This window comes from Campylobacter sp. US25a (assembly GCF_004379075.1).
GTDB lineage: Bacteria > Campylobacterota > Campylobacteria > Campylobacterales > Campylobacteraceae > Campylobacter_D > Campylobacter_D jejuni.
This window is the reverse complement of record NZ_RYYM01000001.1, coordinates 116,369-134,144: the sequence shown is the minus strand read 5'-3', so window position 1 is coordinate 134,144 and position 17,776 is coordinate 116,369. Positions and strand designations below refer to the sequence as shown.

Genomic DNA, 17,776 nt, shown 5'->3' with positions numbered 1-17,776 from the left:
TTAATTTACACAAGCTAAAAAGGATTGATGTGTGTGAAATGAAGCTAAGATTTTATCAAATTTAAGTTTAGTTTTTACTTATATATATAGTCCTTGGTAAGACTTAGATTATTATTGATTTCTTTTGTGATTAAAAATTGAAACAAATCCACGCTTCCAACACGAAAAGCAGAGGCACAAGAACGAAGGTACAAATCCCACATTCTTATAAATTCTTCATCATATTTTTCCCTTACCTTGTCTAATACTTTGTTAAAATTTTCATCCCATAAATCTAAAGTTTTTGCATAGTGCATTCTTAAACTTTCTGCTAAAAGAAGATGAAAATCCCACTCGCTCATAGCACTTACAACCTCTCTTAAAGAAGGTAAATATCCTCCTGGAAAAATATATTTATCTATCCAAGCATTTGTTTTTCCTTCAAACATGGCTAAAATAGAATGTAAAAGCATAGAACCTCCAGGTTTTAACACTTGTTTTACTTTCATAAAATAAAGTCCTAAATTCTCTTTACCTACATGTTCAAACATACCCACAGAAACAACTTTATCAAAATAATTTTCAAATTCTAAATCTTGATAATTTTGAAGTCTTATTTCTATTTTATCTTCAAGACCAAGTTCTTTTACTCTTTCCTTAGCTTTTTTACACTGCTCCTCTGAAATAGTAATTCCAACAACCTTAACTCCATACTTTTGAGCCGCCATAATAGAAAGCCAACCCCAGCCACAACCTATATCTAAAAGCTTTTCTCCTTCTTTTAAATCAAGTTTTTTAAGGGTATGTTCTATTTTGTTAATTTGAGCTTCATAAAGAGTATTATTAGGCTCTTTAAAATAAGCGCAAGAATAGCTCATAGTATCATCAAGCCAAAGCTTATAAAAATCATTACCTATATCATAATGACTTTTGATATTTTTACTTTCTTGCTTTTGAGTTATTTTACTCAATACATCTTTTTTGGTTTTAAAAAATTGCTGATTAGAAAAATAATATAATACCCTAGCCATTTCATCATAATCGCCCTCTATGTCAAGTTTTGCCTGCATATAATGTCTTGCAAAAACCAAACTTGTATCACCAAATAACTCCAAAAAAGGAATTTTTTCTTTAAAAATTAAAGAAAATTTAGCAGGTTTGTTTCCGATAAAAAATTCTTCTTTATCCCAAAAAACAACTCTAAAATCCCCATAATCCCATTTTTTTAAAATAGATTTGATTAAAGTTTTTTCTAACATAAAATACTCCTAAATTCTAAAATAATTATATTTTGAAGTATCTCTCTTTAAATATTAAAAATTAATAAAAATGAAGAAAAAATAAGATTTTTGCCATTATCATTAAATAATGGCAAAAAATGTAATATTAATGTAATTTAGACCAAACAGAACGCTTCCAACCTATAGCAAAAATACTTAAAATTACAAAGAATATCATTACATAAATTCCTGTAGTTTTTCTTTCTTCTTTTTTGCTATCACCCACTTGATCAATATAAGATACAACCTTAGCCTGTGCAGCTTCTGTTAAACCTACTCTTGGCATAGCGGTTCCTGGAAGAAGTTTTTGAGTGTTATTAATAAAATCATGTAAATATTGCTCACCACGAGATCTTATCATCATAGAAAGATCAGGCGGAACAGAACCTAAATAAGTTTTTAAATCATTTTGATTTGATGGAGTAAAAAAGCTATCGTATTTCATATCATGACAACGTCCGCAAGCCTCAATAAAAGTTGCTTTATCTTTAGCAAATTTTATATCTTTTTCCATTAAAGCCGCTTTTTGAGCACTATTTTCCATTTTAGCATATTTTGCTTCAACATCTTTCTTAATAGTAGCATCTTCATTGGCTTCAAATTTAACACTCACATCTTTAAGATAAGCAATTACATTGGCTATATTTGCATTTGTAGCTTCTTCACTTTCTCCTGAAGTATCTTTATTGTAAGCTGTCATAATAAAAGCATCACCAAATTTATGATCTACTTTTAAAGCAAGCGCAGGATGCATAATCAAAGCAGCTAAAAATTTTTCATCAAAAATAGCACCAGCTGCACTAAGATCAGGTGGTATTACTCCCATAGAAGAATCAGTAATATTAGCTGTTATTCCATCTTCTTTTACACCATGACATGCAAAACAGTTATTTTCAAAAAATTCTTTACCTTTTTTTGCATCACCCTTAGCAAAATCGATCTTTGCAACATCTGCCCAAAGTGTTTCAACTTTGCTTAATTCTTCTTTTGCTTTTTCAAGTTCTTTGTTTGCACTCTCTATTCTTTTAGCATCTCCTGAAGCTTGTGCATCTTTTAGAGCTAATTCTTTAGCTTCAACTATACCTTTTGCAAAAGTAGTATCTTCAACAGCAAAATCAAAATTTGCAGGAGCAACATGAGGTTTCATCACTGAATGAGCATAAGGCTCTACCCCCCAATATACAAGCGCAGTAAAAACTACCACAACTAAAAATATTTTTATTTCTCTCATTGTTTAGCTCCTTTTCTCTCCATAATAGTAATAACCGGTAAAACTACAATAAGTAAAAGTAAAAATACTATAGAAGCATAAAATCCTACCCAAGCATTTACACCTGTTGGAGGTAATTTTCCATAAACTGTTAAAACAATTAAATCGATAAGCAATATCCAAAACCAAATGAAAAATAAAGGTCTTTCATGAGCCGGTTTTACAACATCACTTCTATCAAGCCAAGGAAGCAAGAAGAAAATCACTTGAGCAATACCAAATGCAGCCAAACCTATATCAAAAGCTTTAATACCTGCAATATCAAAGAAAAATCCTCTTAAAACTTCATAACTCCATAAGAAATACCACTCAGGATAAATATGAGCTGGTGTTTTAAGCGCATTAGCCGGATCAAAATTAATTGGATCCATTGCAAATTCAAATTTAAAACAGACCAAATAAAAGAAGAAAATCATAAAAAAGCTTATATACATAAAATCTTTTGATAAAAATCCTGGCCAAAAAGGAATCACTTTAGAACCCTTTGTGTCACCTGCCATGTACTTTTCAGCCTCTAAGTCAAAGTCAAGTTCTTCAGAAATTTCATTATTAACATGAGGAATTCTTAAAGAATAGAAGTGAAATGCTATAATAGCAATGATAACTATAGGAAGCAAGCACACATGAAGCATAAAAAATCTTGTTAAAGTTGGATCAGAAACCGCATAATCTCCACGAATCCAAATCACAAGCTCAGGGCCAATAAATGGTATCCCTCCAAAAAGATTAGTGATTACTTGAGCTGCCCAATAACTCATTTGTCCCCAAGGAAGCATATACCCACTAAAAGCTTCAGCAGAAAATACAACAAACAAAAGCATACCGCTAACCCAAATCATCTCACGACCTTTCTTATAAGAACCGTAATAAATTCCTGTTAACATATGTATGTATATAATCAAAAATACAACAGAAGCGGCAACACCATGCATGTGACGCCAAAGCCATCCATAATCCACCTCTTGCATAATAGTCTTATTCACACTATCAAAAGCAAGTGCAGTATCTGGTTTATAATACATTACAAGTAAAAGTCCTGTAACAAAAAGCACTGCAAAAAGAGTGGTTAAAATAACCCCCATTGCCCAAAGAAAGTTAATTTGCTTTGGTATCCAATACTTTACCATTAAAACATCAAGTAGTTTATGTACTGCAAGTCTTTGATCAAGCCAATCTACAAGACCATTAGCTTTTCTAATTTGTGCCATCTTAAGCCTCCGCTATCATTTTTTTATATTCAGGACCCTCTTCGCCTAAAACAAGTTTGGTTCCATCGATCTTAAAAGGAGGAATTTCAAGAGGCTTTGGAGGAGGTCCAAAGACATTTTTTCCACTTGTATCAAATTCTCCACCATGACAGGCACATTTAAACAATTGCTCGCTTGGTTGGTAAGCAGGTATACAACCCAAATGCGTACAAAGTCCTATAACCACAGTATAAGCTGCGTTATCTACCACAACATCACGTTTTTCATCTTTTGGCATACTCGCATCTTTTTTTAATATAAAAATAGGCTTTTTACGCCATTCTATAGTTCTAAGCTCTCCATCTTGCATTCCTGATAAATCTACTGTAGTAAAACCTGCAGCTTTGACACTTGGAAGTGGATCCCAAGTTTTTTTCATCGCAACAAGCGAGAAAACACCGCCTACAGCAGCTACGCTTCCAAATGCAAAGCCCATAAAGCTTCGTCTACTTTCAGATGTAGCCATAACTTGTCCTTTCGATTTTATTTTTTAACCAAGTTAAAAGTTTATCGAAATTAAAATAAATTTTTTCTTTGTTTAACAAATTTTGATATTTAGACAATAAGAGCAAAAAGAGAAAAAACAAGCACAGGTAAAGTTATCAAAAAGCCAAATTTAGAATATTGCCAAAAAGAAATATTAATGCCTTTTCTAGCCAAAACTCCAAGCCAAAGCAAAGTTGCCAAAGAACCTATTGGCGTAAGTTTTGGGCCTATGTTTACCCCCAAAAGATGCGCATAAATCATCAAGGAATCAAAAGAAAAATTCTCAAAATATTCTTTTAATGCCAAATCGCCGATTAAAACCATAGGCAAATTATTAAACACAGAAGATCCAAAAGCTGAAATCAAAGCCATACCAAAAATTCCACTCTTATCTTGCATCAAAAAAGCATAGCTTTTAACCAAAATTTCACTCACGCCTATTTTATGTAAAGCAAAAACCACCATATAAAGCCCAAAACTAAAAAGCAAAACTCCATAAGGTGCTTCAAAAAGAATTTTAACACTTTTTTTACCTTGAATTTTTAAAACAATAAGCCAAAAAATTCCCGCCCAAAGCAAAGCAAAAAAACTTATTTTAATATCAAAAATTTCACCTATAAAAAAACTGATCACAAAAAGAAGTAAAAATACTATGCAAAGAAAAAACAATTTCAATGAAATTTGCTCTTTTTTGACTAATTTAAATTCAAGCCTTTTAGGCAAAACTCTCCCATAAAGCATAAAAACCATAACTATAGTAGAAAGCAAAACAAAAAAATTTGGCAAAAACATATTTTTAGCAAATTCTAAAAATTCTATCTTAAAATAATTTGCTGTGATGATATTGGTTAAATTTGAAATAACCAAAGCGTTTGAACTTGCATCACATAAAAAAGAAAGACTAAGCAAAAAAGAACTTAAAATAAAAACATGATTTTTACAATCTTTAAGAGTTGAAAATAAAGCTATAATAATAGGTGTAATGATTAAAATCGCTCCATCGTTAGCAAAAAATGCAGAAAGAAAAAAGACAAAAATCAACAAAAATAACATCAATTTTTTTGTGCTAATATAAATTTTTTCTTGATTTTTCTCTCTAGAAAAATGCAAAATTTTACTCGCAATAAAATCAAAAAATCCCAAAGCTTCCAAGCTAAAAGAAAGAATAATCAACCCAACCAAAGTTAAAGAACTATCCCAAACTAAAGAAAAAACAAAATAAGCGTCTGTAAAATCTACCAATTGAAAAATAAAAACAAAAAAAGCTCCCAAGCTAGAAAATACCCAAATAGGTAAATTCCATGGACGCCAAAAAAGTAAAATTAAAGTAGATAAAAAAATAAAAAAAGCAAGCATTTAAGCTTTTTTCTTTTGCATTTTGATATAAATTTGCAAAATATCCAACGCCGCAGGAGTGATTCCACTGATTTGACTTGCAGCAAAAATAGTTGGAGGTTTATGATGATTAAGCTTTTCTACAACTTCATTACTCAAACCGCTTACACTTTTAAAATCAAAATTTTCAGGAATTTTAAGCTCGCTAAGATTTTTCATTTTTTCTACTTGAGCTTTTTGCATACTAATGTAATGATAATACTTTGCCTCATTTAAAATCTCTCTTAAAGAATAATTATCCATAGTTTCAAACATAGGATCAAGTTTTTTTAATTTTTCTATATCAAAACTTGCTCTTGCGACAATTTTTTGAAGATTGACTATAGAAGAAATTTTATCTTCTCCTAAACTCTCTAAAAAAGCATTATTTTGGTTATTAGGTGTGAATTCTTTAGAAAGTAAAAATTCAAGTCCTTTTTGAAGATTGTTTGCGATATTTTGTATATAAGTAAAATCTTGCTCACTTAAAAGCCCTAAATCATAGCCATATTTTCCAAGTCTAAGTATAGCATTTTCTTCCCTTAAAAGCAGTCTAAATTCCGCTCTTGAAGTAAACATTCTATAAGGTTCTTTTGTACCTTTTACTACCAAATCATCAATTAAAACTCCTATATAAGCTTCATCACGCCTTAAAATCAAAGGCTCTTTCATATCTATGCTTAAACTTGCATTGATTCCTGCCATAAAGCCTTGTGCTGCAGCCTCTTCATAACCTGTAGTTCCATTAATCTGTCCTGCACAATAAAGATTTTTAATCTTTTTAAGTTCTAAAGTATGCTTAAGTTCAGTTGGCTCTATATAGTCATATTCTATAGCATAACCAAAACGGGTTATTTTAGCATTTTCAAAACCCTTTATAGAACGCAGCATTTGAATTTGCACTTCATAGGGCAAAGAAGTAGAAAAACCATTGATATAATACTCCGTTGCATCGATAGTTTGAGGCTCTATAAAAAGATGATGACTTTCTTTGTCGCTAAAACGATTGATCTTATCTTCTATAGAAGGACAATACCTTGGCCCCACGCCTTCAATCTGTCCTGTAAAAAGTGGGGCACGATAAAAATTATTCTTAATAATCTCATGTGTAGTTGTATTAGTGCGTGCGATATAACAAGGAAGTTGAGTAGGATTAAAATTTCTTGAACGAAAACTAAAAGCTTTAGGATTTACATCGCCATCTTGGATTTCAAGTGCGCTAAAATCAATACTTTTTGCATCTACTCTTGGGCAAGTTCCTGTTTTTAAACGCCCCATTTTTAAACCCAAAGTTTGTAGATAATTGCCTAAATTTACTGAAGCAAGCTCCCCTACCCTTCCTGCTTGAAGTTTATTTTCGCCTATATGAATAAGTCCATTTAAAAAAGTCCCTGTTGTAAGTATCACTTTTTTAGCAAAATATGTATTTTCTAAATTTGTTTTTACGCCTTTAACTTCATCATTTTCTACGATTAAAGCATTCGCTTGTTCTTGAGAAATTTCTAAATTTGGAAGTTTTAAAAGTTTATTACGTGCAATGATACGGTACTTATCCATATCAATTTGCGCCCTACTTCCTTGAACGGCTACACCCTTACTTTCATTTAAAATGCGAAATTGTATTCCCGCTTCATCGGTGATTTCACCCATAAGACCACCCATGGCATCAAGTTCTTTTACCAAATGCCCTTTTGCAAGTCCACCTATAGCTGGATTACAACTTGCTGCTCCTATTTGCTCAATCAATGTAGTTAAAAGTAAGGTTTTTTTACCCATTCTAGCAGCAGCAGCACTTGCTTCAACACCCGCATGTCCACCACCTATAACAATGACATCAAACATATTTTGCCTTGAAAAATGTGAATTTTTAAAAGAAAGATTATATAATATTTAGACTTAAAACAAACTCGTTTTAAGCCTAACAAAAATTTATTTAGCTTCTTGGAGAGAGAAAATTAACTCATTATAAGTTTTATCTGCATCTTTGCAGAAATTTTTAAGCATCTCAACACCCTTATTTAAACCTTGTTGCTGTTCTACTCTTAAAAGATCGCTATAAAGGCTTTCTATTGTAGAAATAGCGCTTTTATTTGGCATACGACGAACGGAATAATAGCCTATGATATTATTATTAATATCTATTGATGGAGTTACATTTGCAAAAACCCAGTAGTAATTGTTATCTTTAGTTTTGTTTTTTACGTAAGCAAAAATTTCCTTACCCTCTCTCATATAATCCCATAAATATTTAAAAACAGTTTTTGGCATCTCTTCATGTCTTACTATGTTATGAGGTTTATTTAAAACTTCACCCATGGTATAACCTGCATATTTTAAAAAATCATCATTTGCATAAACTATTTTACCTTTTAAATCTGTTTTAGAAGTAATTAAACTATCTTCTTGTAAAAAAATTTCTCTTGACATTTCCCCACCCTCTTAATTTATATTTTTAATTTTGCTAAGATTTCAGCACTTCTTTGCTCTAGTGATTTAATATCATTTACAATCGCATCATAAGCTTTTTGATCGATATAATCTTGACTTGATTCTTCTATTGCTTTTTTAGCGTTATCTTTTATAAATTCTTTAGCTAAATTTAACTCAGTTTCAGAACTAAGTTCATTAATAACACCTTGAGCTCTCTCATCTTGGCAAAGATTAGAAATTGGATCTACACTTTCAAGATTGAAATTTTGAGCCCCATTTAAATTTAAATATATATTTGATTTATAAAGAATATGATCGATTTTAACCACAGACAAAATCAATCTCTTTGCAAAGGATCCAAAATTAACACCAAGAGCACTACTATTTTCTTCTAGACGTTTAAAAGCTTGAGAAAATTTATTAATTCTTTCTTCAGATTCACTAACAATGTTAAAAACTTGATCGCTGCCACTTTGGATATTTACAAAATCCTGTTGCATAGTCTGAATTGCAATGGAAATTTCACTTGTAGATCTTTGAGTTCTTTCTGCTAACTTTCTAACTTCATCAGCCACAACCGCAAAGCCCCTACCATGTTCTCCTGCACGTGCAGCTTCAATAGCAGCATTTAAAGCTAGAAGATTGGTTTGATCAGCTATATCGCGTATTACTTCAACCACTGAAGTAATATTTTGGGAATTAGCCACAAAAGTTTGCACTGTTTCCTTGCTCGAATTTACAACATCCATTAAAGAACCCATGGCACTTTGCAAAGAATCGACCTCTGAGCCATTTTCTGTAGCTGTATGAGTAATGGCATCAACTGTATCATATACATTTTTCATCATGCTAATATCTTGATTTAATGAGCTAGAAATTTGAGACATATCTTTATTTTGATTTCCAAGGCTTAAATCCATTAAAGTTCTTGATAAAGCATTTTTAAAAGTGGATCTTGCTGTCACTTCTATGTTTGCTAAAGCTTTATTTATAAATTCAATATTATGAGCAAAAATTCCTTTTAAACCTTCAGGCAAAGCCTTACGATAAAATTCGCCTTTTTGGGAACAAGAAATAGAAGTATTAATTTCCCTTAAATAAGCTTCTAGTCCATCAATAGTATTGTTAAGATTATCTGCTATTTCTGCTAATTTTTTGCTTTTTGTTTTTACATAGATCATTCTATTGTCAAAATTTCCTTCTTTTAACTCTCTACAAAGAACCAAAAGTTTATCTATCATTATTTGCTCATCTTTGTGTTGTCTAAGCAAATAAATCATTAAAACAGCGATTAAAATAAAAATTATCACTCCAACATAAATATGAATAAAAATGACACCTAAAACACCGATAATACTTAGAAAAATAGTTAATAATAATCCATTTTTCACCATAAATTTACCCCTTTATTAAAAATTTTTGAAGTCATAAATTAAAGTAATACTTTAATAATATATATTACTTTAATTTTTAGGCGAAGATTGTACAATAAAAAAGATTAAATATATCTTATTTAGTTATCTTCTTGTAAGTTAAAAACAAGTTCATTATAAGTCATTTTATAAGAACTTACAATATCTATTAAAGCTGAAACTCCAGCATTAATGCCTGATTTTTGCTCTTTTTCAAGTAAAATTTTATAAACTTCTTCAATTATAGGAAGAGATTTTCTATTGGGTGCACGACGAACAGAATAGTAGTTGATGATATCTCCATTGGTATCAAATGAAGCACTTACATTTGCAAACACCCAGTAAAAACTACCATCCTTGGCTTTATTTTTTACAAATGCGAAAATTTCTTCTCCTTTTTGAATATAATCCCAAAGACATTTAAATACAGTACGTGGCATATCTTCATGTCTTACTATACTATGAGATTTATACAAAAGCTCATCGACTTTATAACCTGCGTATTGTAAAAAGTCATTATTGGCATAAATGATATTCCCCTTAAGATCTGTTTTAGAAGTAATTAAAGCATTTTCAGACAAAACTATTTCTTTCATAATTAAAACATCCCAATAAAACAAATAAATCAAAAATAGAATTATTACTAATAATAAACAATAAAAAGTATACTAAATTATAAAATTTTCAAAAAATATTTTAAATTTTATAATGCAAATAATGAGAAATTTTGTAACATTTATATAAAAAATTGTCATATCATATAAAAGAAAGTATTTCTAGAGTTGTTTTTTTGTTAAAATTTACAATACGCATTGTTAAAATTATATTTCACAAAAGATCAAAAGGAGTGAATAAACTTGGAAACTTTAAGTCAAACTTTAGCTGAAAGAAAACCGCCTTTATATAAACGTATTATAAAAAGTCTTGGATTTTGGGTGATTATAGGCATTATTACAGGTATTATACTTGGCTATACAGATAAAGAATTAGCCATTGCTAGCAAACCAGGAGTTGATTATTTTATAGGTGCTTTAAAGGTTCTTATAGGTCCTATTATTTTTGTTACTTTGGTTTTGGGTATCATTAGTCTTGAAAGTTTAAAAAAAGTAGGTAGTATTGGTGCTAAAGCGGTTATTTACTTTGAAGTTGTAAGTACTTTAGCACTTGCTATAGGTATTTTTATGGCAAATGTTATGCAACCAGGTCATGGAATGAATCTTGATCCAAGTCAACTTGATACAAAAAGCGTTCAAAAATACATTTCTCAAACCACAGAAGTAAGCGCAAGCTCTGAGATTATGCATATTTTAAAAGATGCTATGCCTACTGATATTATCACGCCTTTTACAGAAGGAAAAACCATACAAGTTTTAGTTATTGCTATAATTACTGCTTTGATTATTTCTTTAATGAGAATAGAAGATAAACAGGCAATTCAAAGAGTTTTTGAAGTGGTGCAAAATTTTGTTTTTAAAATTCTACAAATCATTATGTATTTTAGTCCTATTGCCGCCTTTTCAGCAATGGCTGTACTCATAGCTCAATACGGAATTGGCTCTTTGATCAACTTAGCATATTTACTTTTAGTAATGCTGATTTCATGTCTTGTTTTTATATTTGGAATCTTAGGTCTGATTTGTTATTTTGCAAAAGTAAATATCTTCAAATTTATGAGATTTATCTCAAGAGAAGTATTGATCGTTTTTGCAACCAGTTCAAGCGAGTCTGCACTTGCTCCTTTAATGAGAAAACTAGAAAAAGCTGGACTTTCTAAAGCAACAGTCGGACTTGTTTTACCAACGGGATATAGTTTTAATCTTGATTGTACAAATATTTATCTAGCTATGAGCTTAATCTTTCTAGCACAAGCTTTTAATGTAAATTTAAGTTTAACACACGAAATCAGTATTTTAATAGTATTAATGATAGCTTCAAAAGGTGCAGTGGGTGTAACTGGATCAGGTTTTATAGTGCTTGGAAGTACGCTTGCGGCTCTAGGAAATATGGAAATTTCAGAAGCAAATGCAACCTTAGCACAAGTTCTACCAGTAGCTGCTATAGGCGTTCTTTTAGGTGTTGATAAATTTATGTCTGAAATGAGGGCTGTTGGAAATCTTTGTGGAAATTCAGTAGCAGCCTTAATCGTTGCGATCTGGGATAAACAAATTGATCGGGAAAAATTCAACTATGCTATGGATAATCCAGAAAAATTCCATAATGCTGGAATGAACTAATGGGTTCTTTGGAGGAAATCATATCGATTAACCTCCTCTAAAGTATTATCTTTTTTTCTAAATTGTTTTAAAAAACTTTCATTGAAATTAAAACTAAATCCAACTTGAACAACGGTATCATCAACAGTCTCTCTTGCGCTATAATCACGACGCAATAAATTTAAACTAAATACACTATAAGGAGAGTAAGATACTTGATAATTAGTTTTATCATTATCCTTGCTTATATCAAAAGCAAAAGCGGTGTAAGTTGGAATTACAAAACTCATTCCAAGCTGTAAATTTTTTTCTGCTTCATTGGGTATGTAATAATTACTATAAGCCTTTATAAATTTACTATAACCAAACTCTGTACCAAAGCTTTTAGTATCTTTTTGTTCCTTTTGTTTGTCAATAAAACCATTAACTCCAAATAAAAATTCATCTTTTTCATAACGATTGATTAAGCCCCCTGAGTAATTATAATTATCTTGAGCCACAAAAAGTTCTTTTTGAAAAAGCAAAGAATTATTCTCTCCCTCATAAAGAGAACTTAAATTTTTAACCTGCGCGTTTTCGTTTTGAAAATCTAAATTCCCATCTGTTTTATCTATACCATTATTATTTTCTAAAGTTTTTGAAAGCAAGCTATCAAAAGTACTTTTAAAATCCACATTCTCTTCTTGAATTTTTGGAGCTTCTTTGGTGTTTTTATAATCAAAGTGCTCCCAAGAATTTTGATTATTATTTTTTACTAAAGCCTCTGCAAGTTCATCGGCATGGAGTAAAGAAAACAATGCTATTATATAAAAAATACCCCTCATTATTCTTATATTCCTTATTATTTCTTGTTTGAGTATTTATTATAAAAAAATAATATAAATAAAAATTCCACAAAGACTAAAAACTAAAATTAGCAAATTTAAAGTAAATAAGTGTATAATTAAAATAAAAAAGGGTTATTAATGCAAAAAGACAACCTCATAGCTTTTGTTATTTTTATTATCAGCACTATCGCATTTGTTATTTGGGGATTTGGTTATATTTCGCAACATCAACTCATTCTTTTTATTCTTGCTTCTATATTTGGCATTTTTATGGCATTTAATATAGGTGGAAATGATGTAGCCAATTCTTTTGGAACAAGCGTTGGTGCAAAAACAGTAACCATTAAACAAGCTTTAATTATAGCAGCTGTTTTTGAGCTAAGCGGGGCAATCTTCGCAGGCGCAGAAGTTACTAAGACCATACGTAGCGGTATTGTTGTTTTTCCAAATTCTTTAGATCCTATGCTTTTTGTTATTATTATGCTTGCCGCACTTTTAAGCTCTGGGGTTTGGATTTTTATTGCAACCAAGAAAGGCTTACCTGTATCAACCACACACAGTATAGTCGGTGGGATTGTAGGTGCTAGTATTATGATGGGGCTTTTAAAATTTGATGGGATTCAAACACTCTCCATGGTTAAATGGAGTGAAATTTTAAGAATAGCTATTTCTTGGGTAGCTTCGCCTCTTTTAGGGGGTATTGTAGCTTATATTATTTATTCATATATTGATAAGAAAATTTTAAAACCATCAGAAAAACTAAATGATGATTTGAAAAATATCAAAAAAGAAAGAAAAAAATTCAAAGAAGAATATTTTTTAAATTTAAAAACAAAATCCCAAGAAGAACAAATCAAAGAACTTTCCGCTATAGCTTTGGATGAAGAAGAACAGGCAAATAATTTCTATAGAAATAAAATGAAGGAATTTAAAGAACAAGAAAAAGATATAGATATTTACTCTATTTTAAAAACTCATATGCCGATCATTGCTTGTATTGCTGCTGCTATCATTTCGGCAATGTTTTTATTTAAAGGTTTAAATAATGTTAGCACTTTAGATATTTTGCAAAACTTTTGGATTATCGGAATTATCGGAACTATAAGTTATGTTGTAACATTTGCTATAGTCAAAATCGTTAAAAAAACAGAACTTAATAAAACTACTGATAGAATTTTCTCGTGGTTTCAAATATTTACAGCCTCTAGCTTTGCATTTTCACACGGAGCTAATGATATAGCCAACGCCATAGGTCCTTTTGCAGCCATCTTAGATGTCTTAAGGAATGGAACTATAAATGCAAATTCGCCAGTACCTTTTGCTGCTTTGGCTATGTTTGGCATAGCTTTAGTTGTCGGACTTTGGTTTTTGGGTAAAGAAGTGATTACTACAGTGGGTTCAAAACTTGCAACCATACGCCCTACTACTGGATTTTCCGCAGAACTTGGTGCAAGCGTTGTTATACTCTTAGCTACACAATTTGGAATTCCTGTTAGCTCCACTCATATACTCATAGGTGCCATATTGGGCATAGGAGTGTATAATAAAAACGCAAATTGGATTATGATGAAACCTATAGGATTGGCTTGGATTATCACTTTACCGGCTGCTGGTATTATGGCAGCACTTGTATTTTTAGGATTTAAACTATCTTTAGGAATTTAAGCAAAGCTTATTTTTCTAAAATATTTTTTCCTTTAATTATATGCATTTTAATCTTTCCAAAAAGTTTATCCTCAGAATAAAGAGAACTTTTTGGAGCAAAAATTTCTTCATTCTCATCAAAAAGAACTAGATTAGCTTCTTTGCCAACTTCTATAACTCCACTATTTAAACCTAAAAATTCACTAGGATTTTTACTTGTAAATTGACAAAGCTCTTGCCAATTTAAAAATCCTTCTTTGATTAAAAAAGTATAACAAAGACTTATAAATTCGCATATGCTATGAATTCCAAAAGCCGCTTCATCAAAAGCTAAATCTTTTAAAGAAATTGATTTTGCACTATGTAAGGAAGTTAAAAAGCTAATCTTTCCTTCTTTTAAAGCCTCTCTTAAAGCCAAAACATCTTCTTTGCTTCTTAAAGGTGGCATAAGTTTCGCAGCGGTATTAAAATCTTCACAAGCACTATCATCTTTGATAAGATGATGAATGCTTACAAGTTTTAAATCCTTTTCATCTAATAATGCTAAAGAATCTTTCAAACTTAAAAGATCAAAAATGACCTTATTTTTATAAAATTTAGCCAATTCTTTCATTTTAGCCACCTGGCTAGTTTCAGCGATTTTACTCATGCCTATAAGCCCTAGCTCAAAACTCATTTCACAATCATTCATCACTCCATTATCATCAAAATCCTTATCATAACAACGCACAAAAATTGGAGAGTCTTTCATAAAAGCATATTGTGAACTTACTTTTAAAGTATTTGCATCTAAAGAGCTGTCAAGCTCTAAAGCGCAAGCACCTTTATTTAAAAGAGTGGCTAAATTTTTAAGCTTGCCGTTTGCATCCTTGACCCGAACACTTGAAAAAATTTGCATCTTTCTTTGGGTTAAATTTTGTAAAAATAAAGCAAAACTTTCTTCATCAAAATCCATACAATCACGCAAAACTATACTAGAAATTCCTCCTTTTAAACACTCATTTTCTAAAAGCTCTAAATTAGCTAAAGAAAATTTATCATTTTTTAAACTCACACACAAATCCACAAAAGATGGGAGTAAAGTCATACCTTTAGCATCTAAAATTTCTTCACCTTTTAAATTAGAACCAATATTGGTAATTTTTCCTTCTTTAATCTCTATATCTTGTAAAGAATTTCCATAAATTTTTGCATTTTTAATTATCATGATTTTTCCTTAATCATTTTGCTTTAGTAAATTCTGCGTTGCTTCTTGCACACTTTTACCCTTAAAAATTGCCACTACTTCATTTACAATAGGTGTATAAATTCCTTTCATTTTTGCTAATTTTTCTATAGCATAAGCAGTTTTTACACCTTCTGCTACTTCATTAAGTTCGGCTAAAATACTATCTAATTTTTGATTTTGCGCCAGTTTTAAACCCACTCTATAATTTCTTGATAAAACACTCGTTGCAGTTAAAAACAAATCCCCTGCTCCACTTAACCCTAAAAAAGTTTCTTCTTTAGCGCCAAAAAATTTACCAAAACGATGCATTTCTATAAGCCCTCTTGAAATCAGTGCCGCTCTTGCATTATTGCCAAGTTTTAACCCATCGCTAATCCCACTTGCAATCGCTAAAACATTCTTATAAGCACCACAAATTTCAGCACCACGAACATCATTATCAATATAAGTTTTAATAAAATCAGGGAAAAAACTTGCAAATTTTTTACAAAGCTCTTGATTTATTCCACTAATCATCAAAGCAGTAGGAAGTTTTTGCATTACTTCAGTAGCAAAAGAAGGACCACTTAAAACACAAAAATTTTCTTTTGACACAAAATCCAAAAAAATTTCATCTAAAAATTGACAACTTTGATCTTCTATGCCTTTTGAAGCAATTAAAATTTTTTGTCCCTTGTTGATAAAATTTTCTTTAAGCCAAGCACGCATTCCTTGAGAACTTAAAGCAAAAACAAGATATTCACATTCTAAAGCTTCTTTTATGCTAACAAAATCTTCTAAATCACGCTGATGCAAAGAACTGATAAAACAATTGTGATTTTCTTTTAAGGCTAGATGTAAAGCACTGCCCCATTTTCCCGCACCAATAACCGCTATACGCATCAACCAAGCTTTGCTTTTAAAATTTCATTTACTTTTGCAGGATTAAAAGCTCCTTTACCTTCTTTCATTGCTTGACCCACAAAAAATCCAAAAAGCTTCTCTTTACCACTTTTATATTCTGCAACCTTATCAGCATTTGCATTTAAAATTTGTTCAATCACCGCTTCTATGGCTGAGTCATCACTTACTTGCTTAAGTCCTAGCTTTTCTATAGCTTCATCAATTTCCACACTAATATTTTCAAATACAAAAGCCAAAACATCTTTAGCCGCCTTTGCACTGATAGTGCCATCTTCTATGCGCTTAATTAAAACTCCAAGCTTTTGAGCATCTACAGGAGAATTTTCTATAGTCAATTCTCCTTTTAAAAGTCCCATGAGTTCAGTATTTAACCAATTTACACAAAGTTTAGGATTTAAATTTTGAGAAATAAGACTTTCAAAAAAACGACTCATTTCTAAAGAACTGATTAAAACCTCAGCATCACTTTCTTTTATACCAAGCTCGTCTATAAAGCGTGCTTTCTTCTCATCAGGAAGTTCAGGGATTTTAATATCTAAAAACTCATCTTTTAATAAAACAGGCAATAAATCAGGATCAGGAAAATATCGATATTCTGCTGCTTCTTCTTTGCCACGCATACTTCTCGTAACTAAATTTGTCGTATCAAAAAGTCTGGTTTCTTGAACTACTTCTTGTTCGTAAGTTCCATCTTCCCAAGCCTCACTTTGTCTTTTTACCTCATATTCTATGGCTTTTTGGATAAAACGAAAAGAATTAAGATTTTTAATCTCTACTCTAGTATAAAGTTTTGTATCGCCCTTAGGTCTTATGCTAACATTTGCATCGCATCTAAAACTTCCTTCTTGCATATTTGCATCTGAAATATCTAAAAAGCGTATAATAGAATGAAGTTTTTTAAGATAAGCTACTGCCTCATCACTACTTCTAAGCTCAGGCTCACTGACAATCTCAAGCAAAGGAGTTCCTGCACGATTTAAATCCACTTTAGAAAAATTACTTTCATGGATATTTTTACCTGCATCTTCTTCCAAGTGCGCTCTTGTAATACCTATGCGTTTATTTTCACCATTTACATTGATAAAAAGCTCACCCTTTTCTACTATAGGGATATCAAATTGTGAAATTTGATAAGCCTTAGGTAAATCTGGATAAAAATAATTCTTGCGATTAAAAACACTTTTTTTATTAATTGTTGCATTGACAGCTTTTCCAAAAGCTATAGCTTTTTTTACAGCCTCTTCATTTAAAACAGGCAAAGCTCCTGGTAAGGCCAAACAAGTGGGACAAACATTAGTATTTGGAGCTTCTCCAAAAGAAGTTGCACATGAGCAAAAGATTTTTGTTTTTGTATTTAACTGAGTATGAACTTCAAGACCTATAACTACTTCAAACATAAAATTTCCTTGAATTTTTAAATGTTTTATTTTATCTTTTTTTCTTTTAGAAAGGCTTTAAATATTAACTTTAAATGCTATAATCC

General features: G+C 30.9%; 15 protein-coding genes. 2 read left to right on the top strand and 13 right to left on the bottom strand.

Going from position 1 to position 17,776, the window contains the following annotated elements:
• Positions 1 to 74: 74 nt before the first annotated feature.
• The 9 genes from ELQ12_RS00685 to cetC form a co-directional block, all read right to left on the bottom strand.
• Positions 75 to 1,238, bottom strand: coding sequence for a cyclopropane-fatty-acyl-phospholipid synthase family protein (locus ELQ12_RS00685; protein ID WP_002861892.1), 1,164 nt, complete (start codon positions 1,236 to 1,238; stop codon positions 75 to 77).
• Positions 1,239 to 1,365: 127 nt separating this feature from the next.
• Positions 1,366 to 2,490, bottom strand: coding sequence for a cytochrome c1 (locus ELQ12_RS00680; RefSeq protein ID WP_052857518.1), 1,125 nt, complete (start codon positions 2,488 to 2,490; stop codon positions 1,366 to 1,368).
• Entirely contained in the window at positions 2,487 to 3,737 is a 1,251-nt protein-coding gene (locus tag ELQ12_RS00675) for a cytochrome bc complex cytochrome b subunit (protein WP_002852758.1), read from the bottom strand. Before ELQ12_RS00675 ends, ELQ12_RS00680 begins: the two co-directional genes overlap by 4 nt.
• A 1-nt stretch (position 3,738) precedes the next feature.
• Positions 3,739 to 4,242 (bottom strand): ubiquinol-cytochrome c reductase iron-sulfur subunit, encoded by a 504-nt coding sequence (gene petA / locus ELQ12_RS00670; RefSeq protein WP_002852880.1) that lies wholly within the window; start codon positions 4,240 to 4,242, stop codon positions 3,739 to 3,741.
• 89 nt (positions 4,243 to 4,331) lie between these two features.
• Positions 4,332 to 5,618: an arsenic transporter gene (locus tag ELQ12_RS00665; protein ID WP_070240415.1), complete on the bottom strand. Its 1,287-nt coding sequence runs from the start codon at positions 5,616 to 5,618 to the stop codon at positions 4,332 to 4,334.
• Positions 5,619 to 7,478: a tRNA uridine-5-carboxymethylaminomethyl(34) synthesis enzyme MnmG gene (gene mnmG, locus ELQ12_RS00660; RefSeq protein ID WP_070242796.1), complete on the bottom strand. Its 1,860-nt coding sequence runs from the start codon at positions 7,476 to 7,478 to the stop codon at positions 5,619 to 5,621. It abuts the gene before it with no gap.
• Between the two features lie 87 nt (positions 7,479 to 7,565).
• Positions 7,566 to 8,063, bottom strand: a complete 498-nt coding sequence (cetB, locus tag ELQ12_RS00655; protein WP_002861897.1) for a bipartate energy taxis response protein CetB — start codon at positions 8,061 to 8,063, stop codon at positions 7,566 to 7,568.
• A gap of 17 nt (positions 8,064 to 8,080) precedes the next feature.
• Positions 8,081 to 9,460 carry a bipartate energy taxis response protein CetA gene (gene cetA, locus ELQ12_RS00650; RefSeq protein ID WP_052857516.1) on the bottom strand — a complete coding sequence of 460 codons (1,380 nt, stop codon included), beginning with the start codon at positions 9,458 to 9,460 and terminating at the stop codon, positions 8,081 to 8,083.
• Positions 9,461 to 9,579: 119 nt separating this feature from the next.
• Entirely contained in the window at positions 9,580 to 10,074 is a 495-nt protein-coding gene (gene cetC, locus ELQ12_RS00645; protein WP_070242795.1) for an energy taxis response protein CetC, read from the bottom strand.
• Positions 10,075 to 10,335: 261 nt separating this feature from the next.
• Here cetC and ELQ12_RS00640 point away from each other — a divergent pair, with 261 nt between their 5' ends.
• Positions 10,336 to 11,712 (top strand): cation:dicarboxylase symporter family transporter, encoded by a 1,377-nt coding sequence (locus ELQ12_RS00640; protein ID WP_070240413.1) that lies wholly within the window; start codon positions 10,336 to 10,338, stop codon positions 11,710 to 11,712.
• Here ELQ12_RS00640 and ELQ12_RS00635 read toward each other — a convergent pair.
• A complete protein-coding gene (locus ELQ12_RS00635) occupies positions 11,709 to 12,515 on the bottom strand; it encodes an inverse autotransporter beta-barrel domain-containing protein (RefSeq protein WP_002861901.1) in 807 nt (268 codons plus the stop codon). The genes ELQ12_RS00640 and ELQ12_RS00635 overlap by 4 nt on opposite strands.
• 141 nt (positions 12,516 to 12,656) lie before the next feature.
• Here ELQ12_RS00635 and ELQ12_RS00630 point away from each other — a divergent pair, with 141 nt between their 5' ends.
• Positions 12,657 to 14,183 carry an inorganic phosphate transporter gene (locus ELQ12_RS00630; protein ID WP_052857510.1) on the top strand — a complete coding sequence of 509 codons (1,527 nt, stop codon included), beginning with the start codon at positions 12,657 to 12,659 and terminating at the stop codon, positions 14,181 to 14,183.
• Between the two features lie 7 nt (positions 14,184 to 14,190).
• Here ELQ12_RS00630 and ELQ12_RS00625 read toward each other — a convergent pair whose 3' ends face one another.
• Genes ELQ12_RS00625 through gatB form a run of 3 tightly spaced genes read right to left on the bottom strand, consistent with a single transcriptional unit; the run spans position 14,191 to position 17,690 of the window.
• The gene (locus tag ELQ12_RS00625; RefSeq protein WP_070242794.1) at positions 14,191 to 15,369 is read right to left on the bottom strand and encodes a metal-dependent hydrolase; all 1,179 of its coding nucleotides are present in this window, start codon (positions 15,367 to 15,369) and stop codon (positions 14,191 to 14,193) included.
• 9 nt (positions 15,370 to 15,378) lie between these two features.
• On the bottom strand, positions 15,379 to 16,275 hold the full coding sequence (locus ELQ12_RS00620; RefSeq protein ID WP_079676158.1) for an NAD(P)H-dependent glycerol-3-phosphate dehydrogenase: 897 nt from the start codon (positions 16,273 to 16,275) through the stop codon (positions 15,379 to 15,381).
• Positions 16,272 to 17,690: an Asp-tRNA(Asn)/Glu-tRNA(Gln) amidotransferase subunit GatB gene (gatB, locus tag ELQ12_RS00615; protein WP_002870820.1), complete on the bottom strand. Its 1,419-nt coding sequence runs from the start codon at positions 17,688 to 17,690 to the stop codon at positions 16,272 to 16,274. Before gatB ends, ELQ12_RS00620 begins: the two co-directional genes overlap by 4 nt.
• Between the last annotated feature and the right edge of the window lie 86 nt (positions 17,691 to 17,776).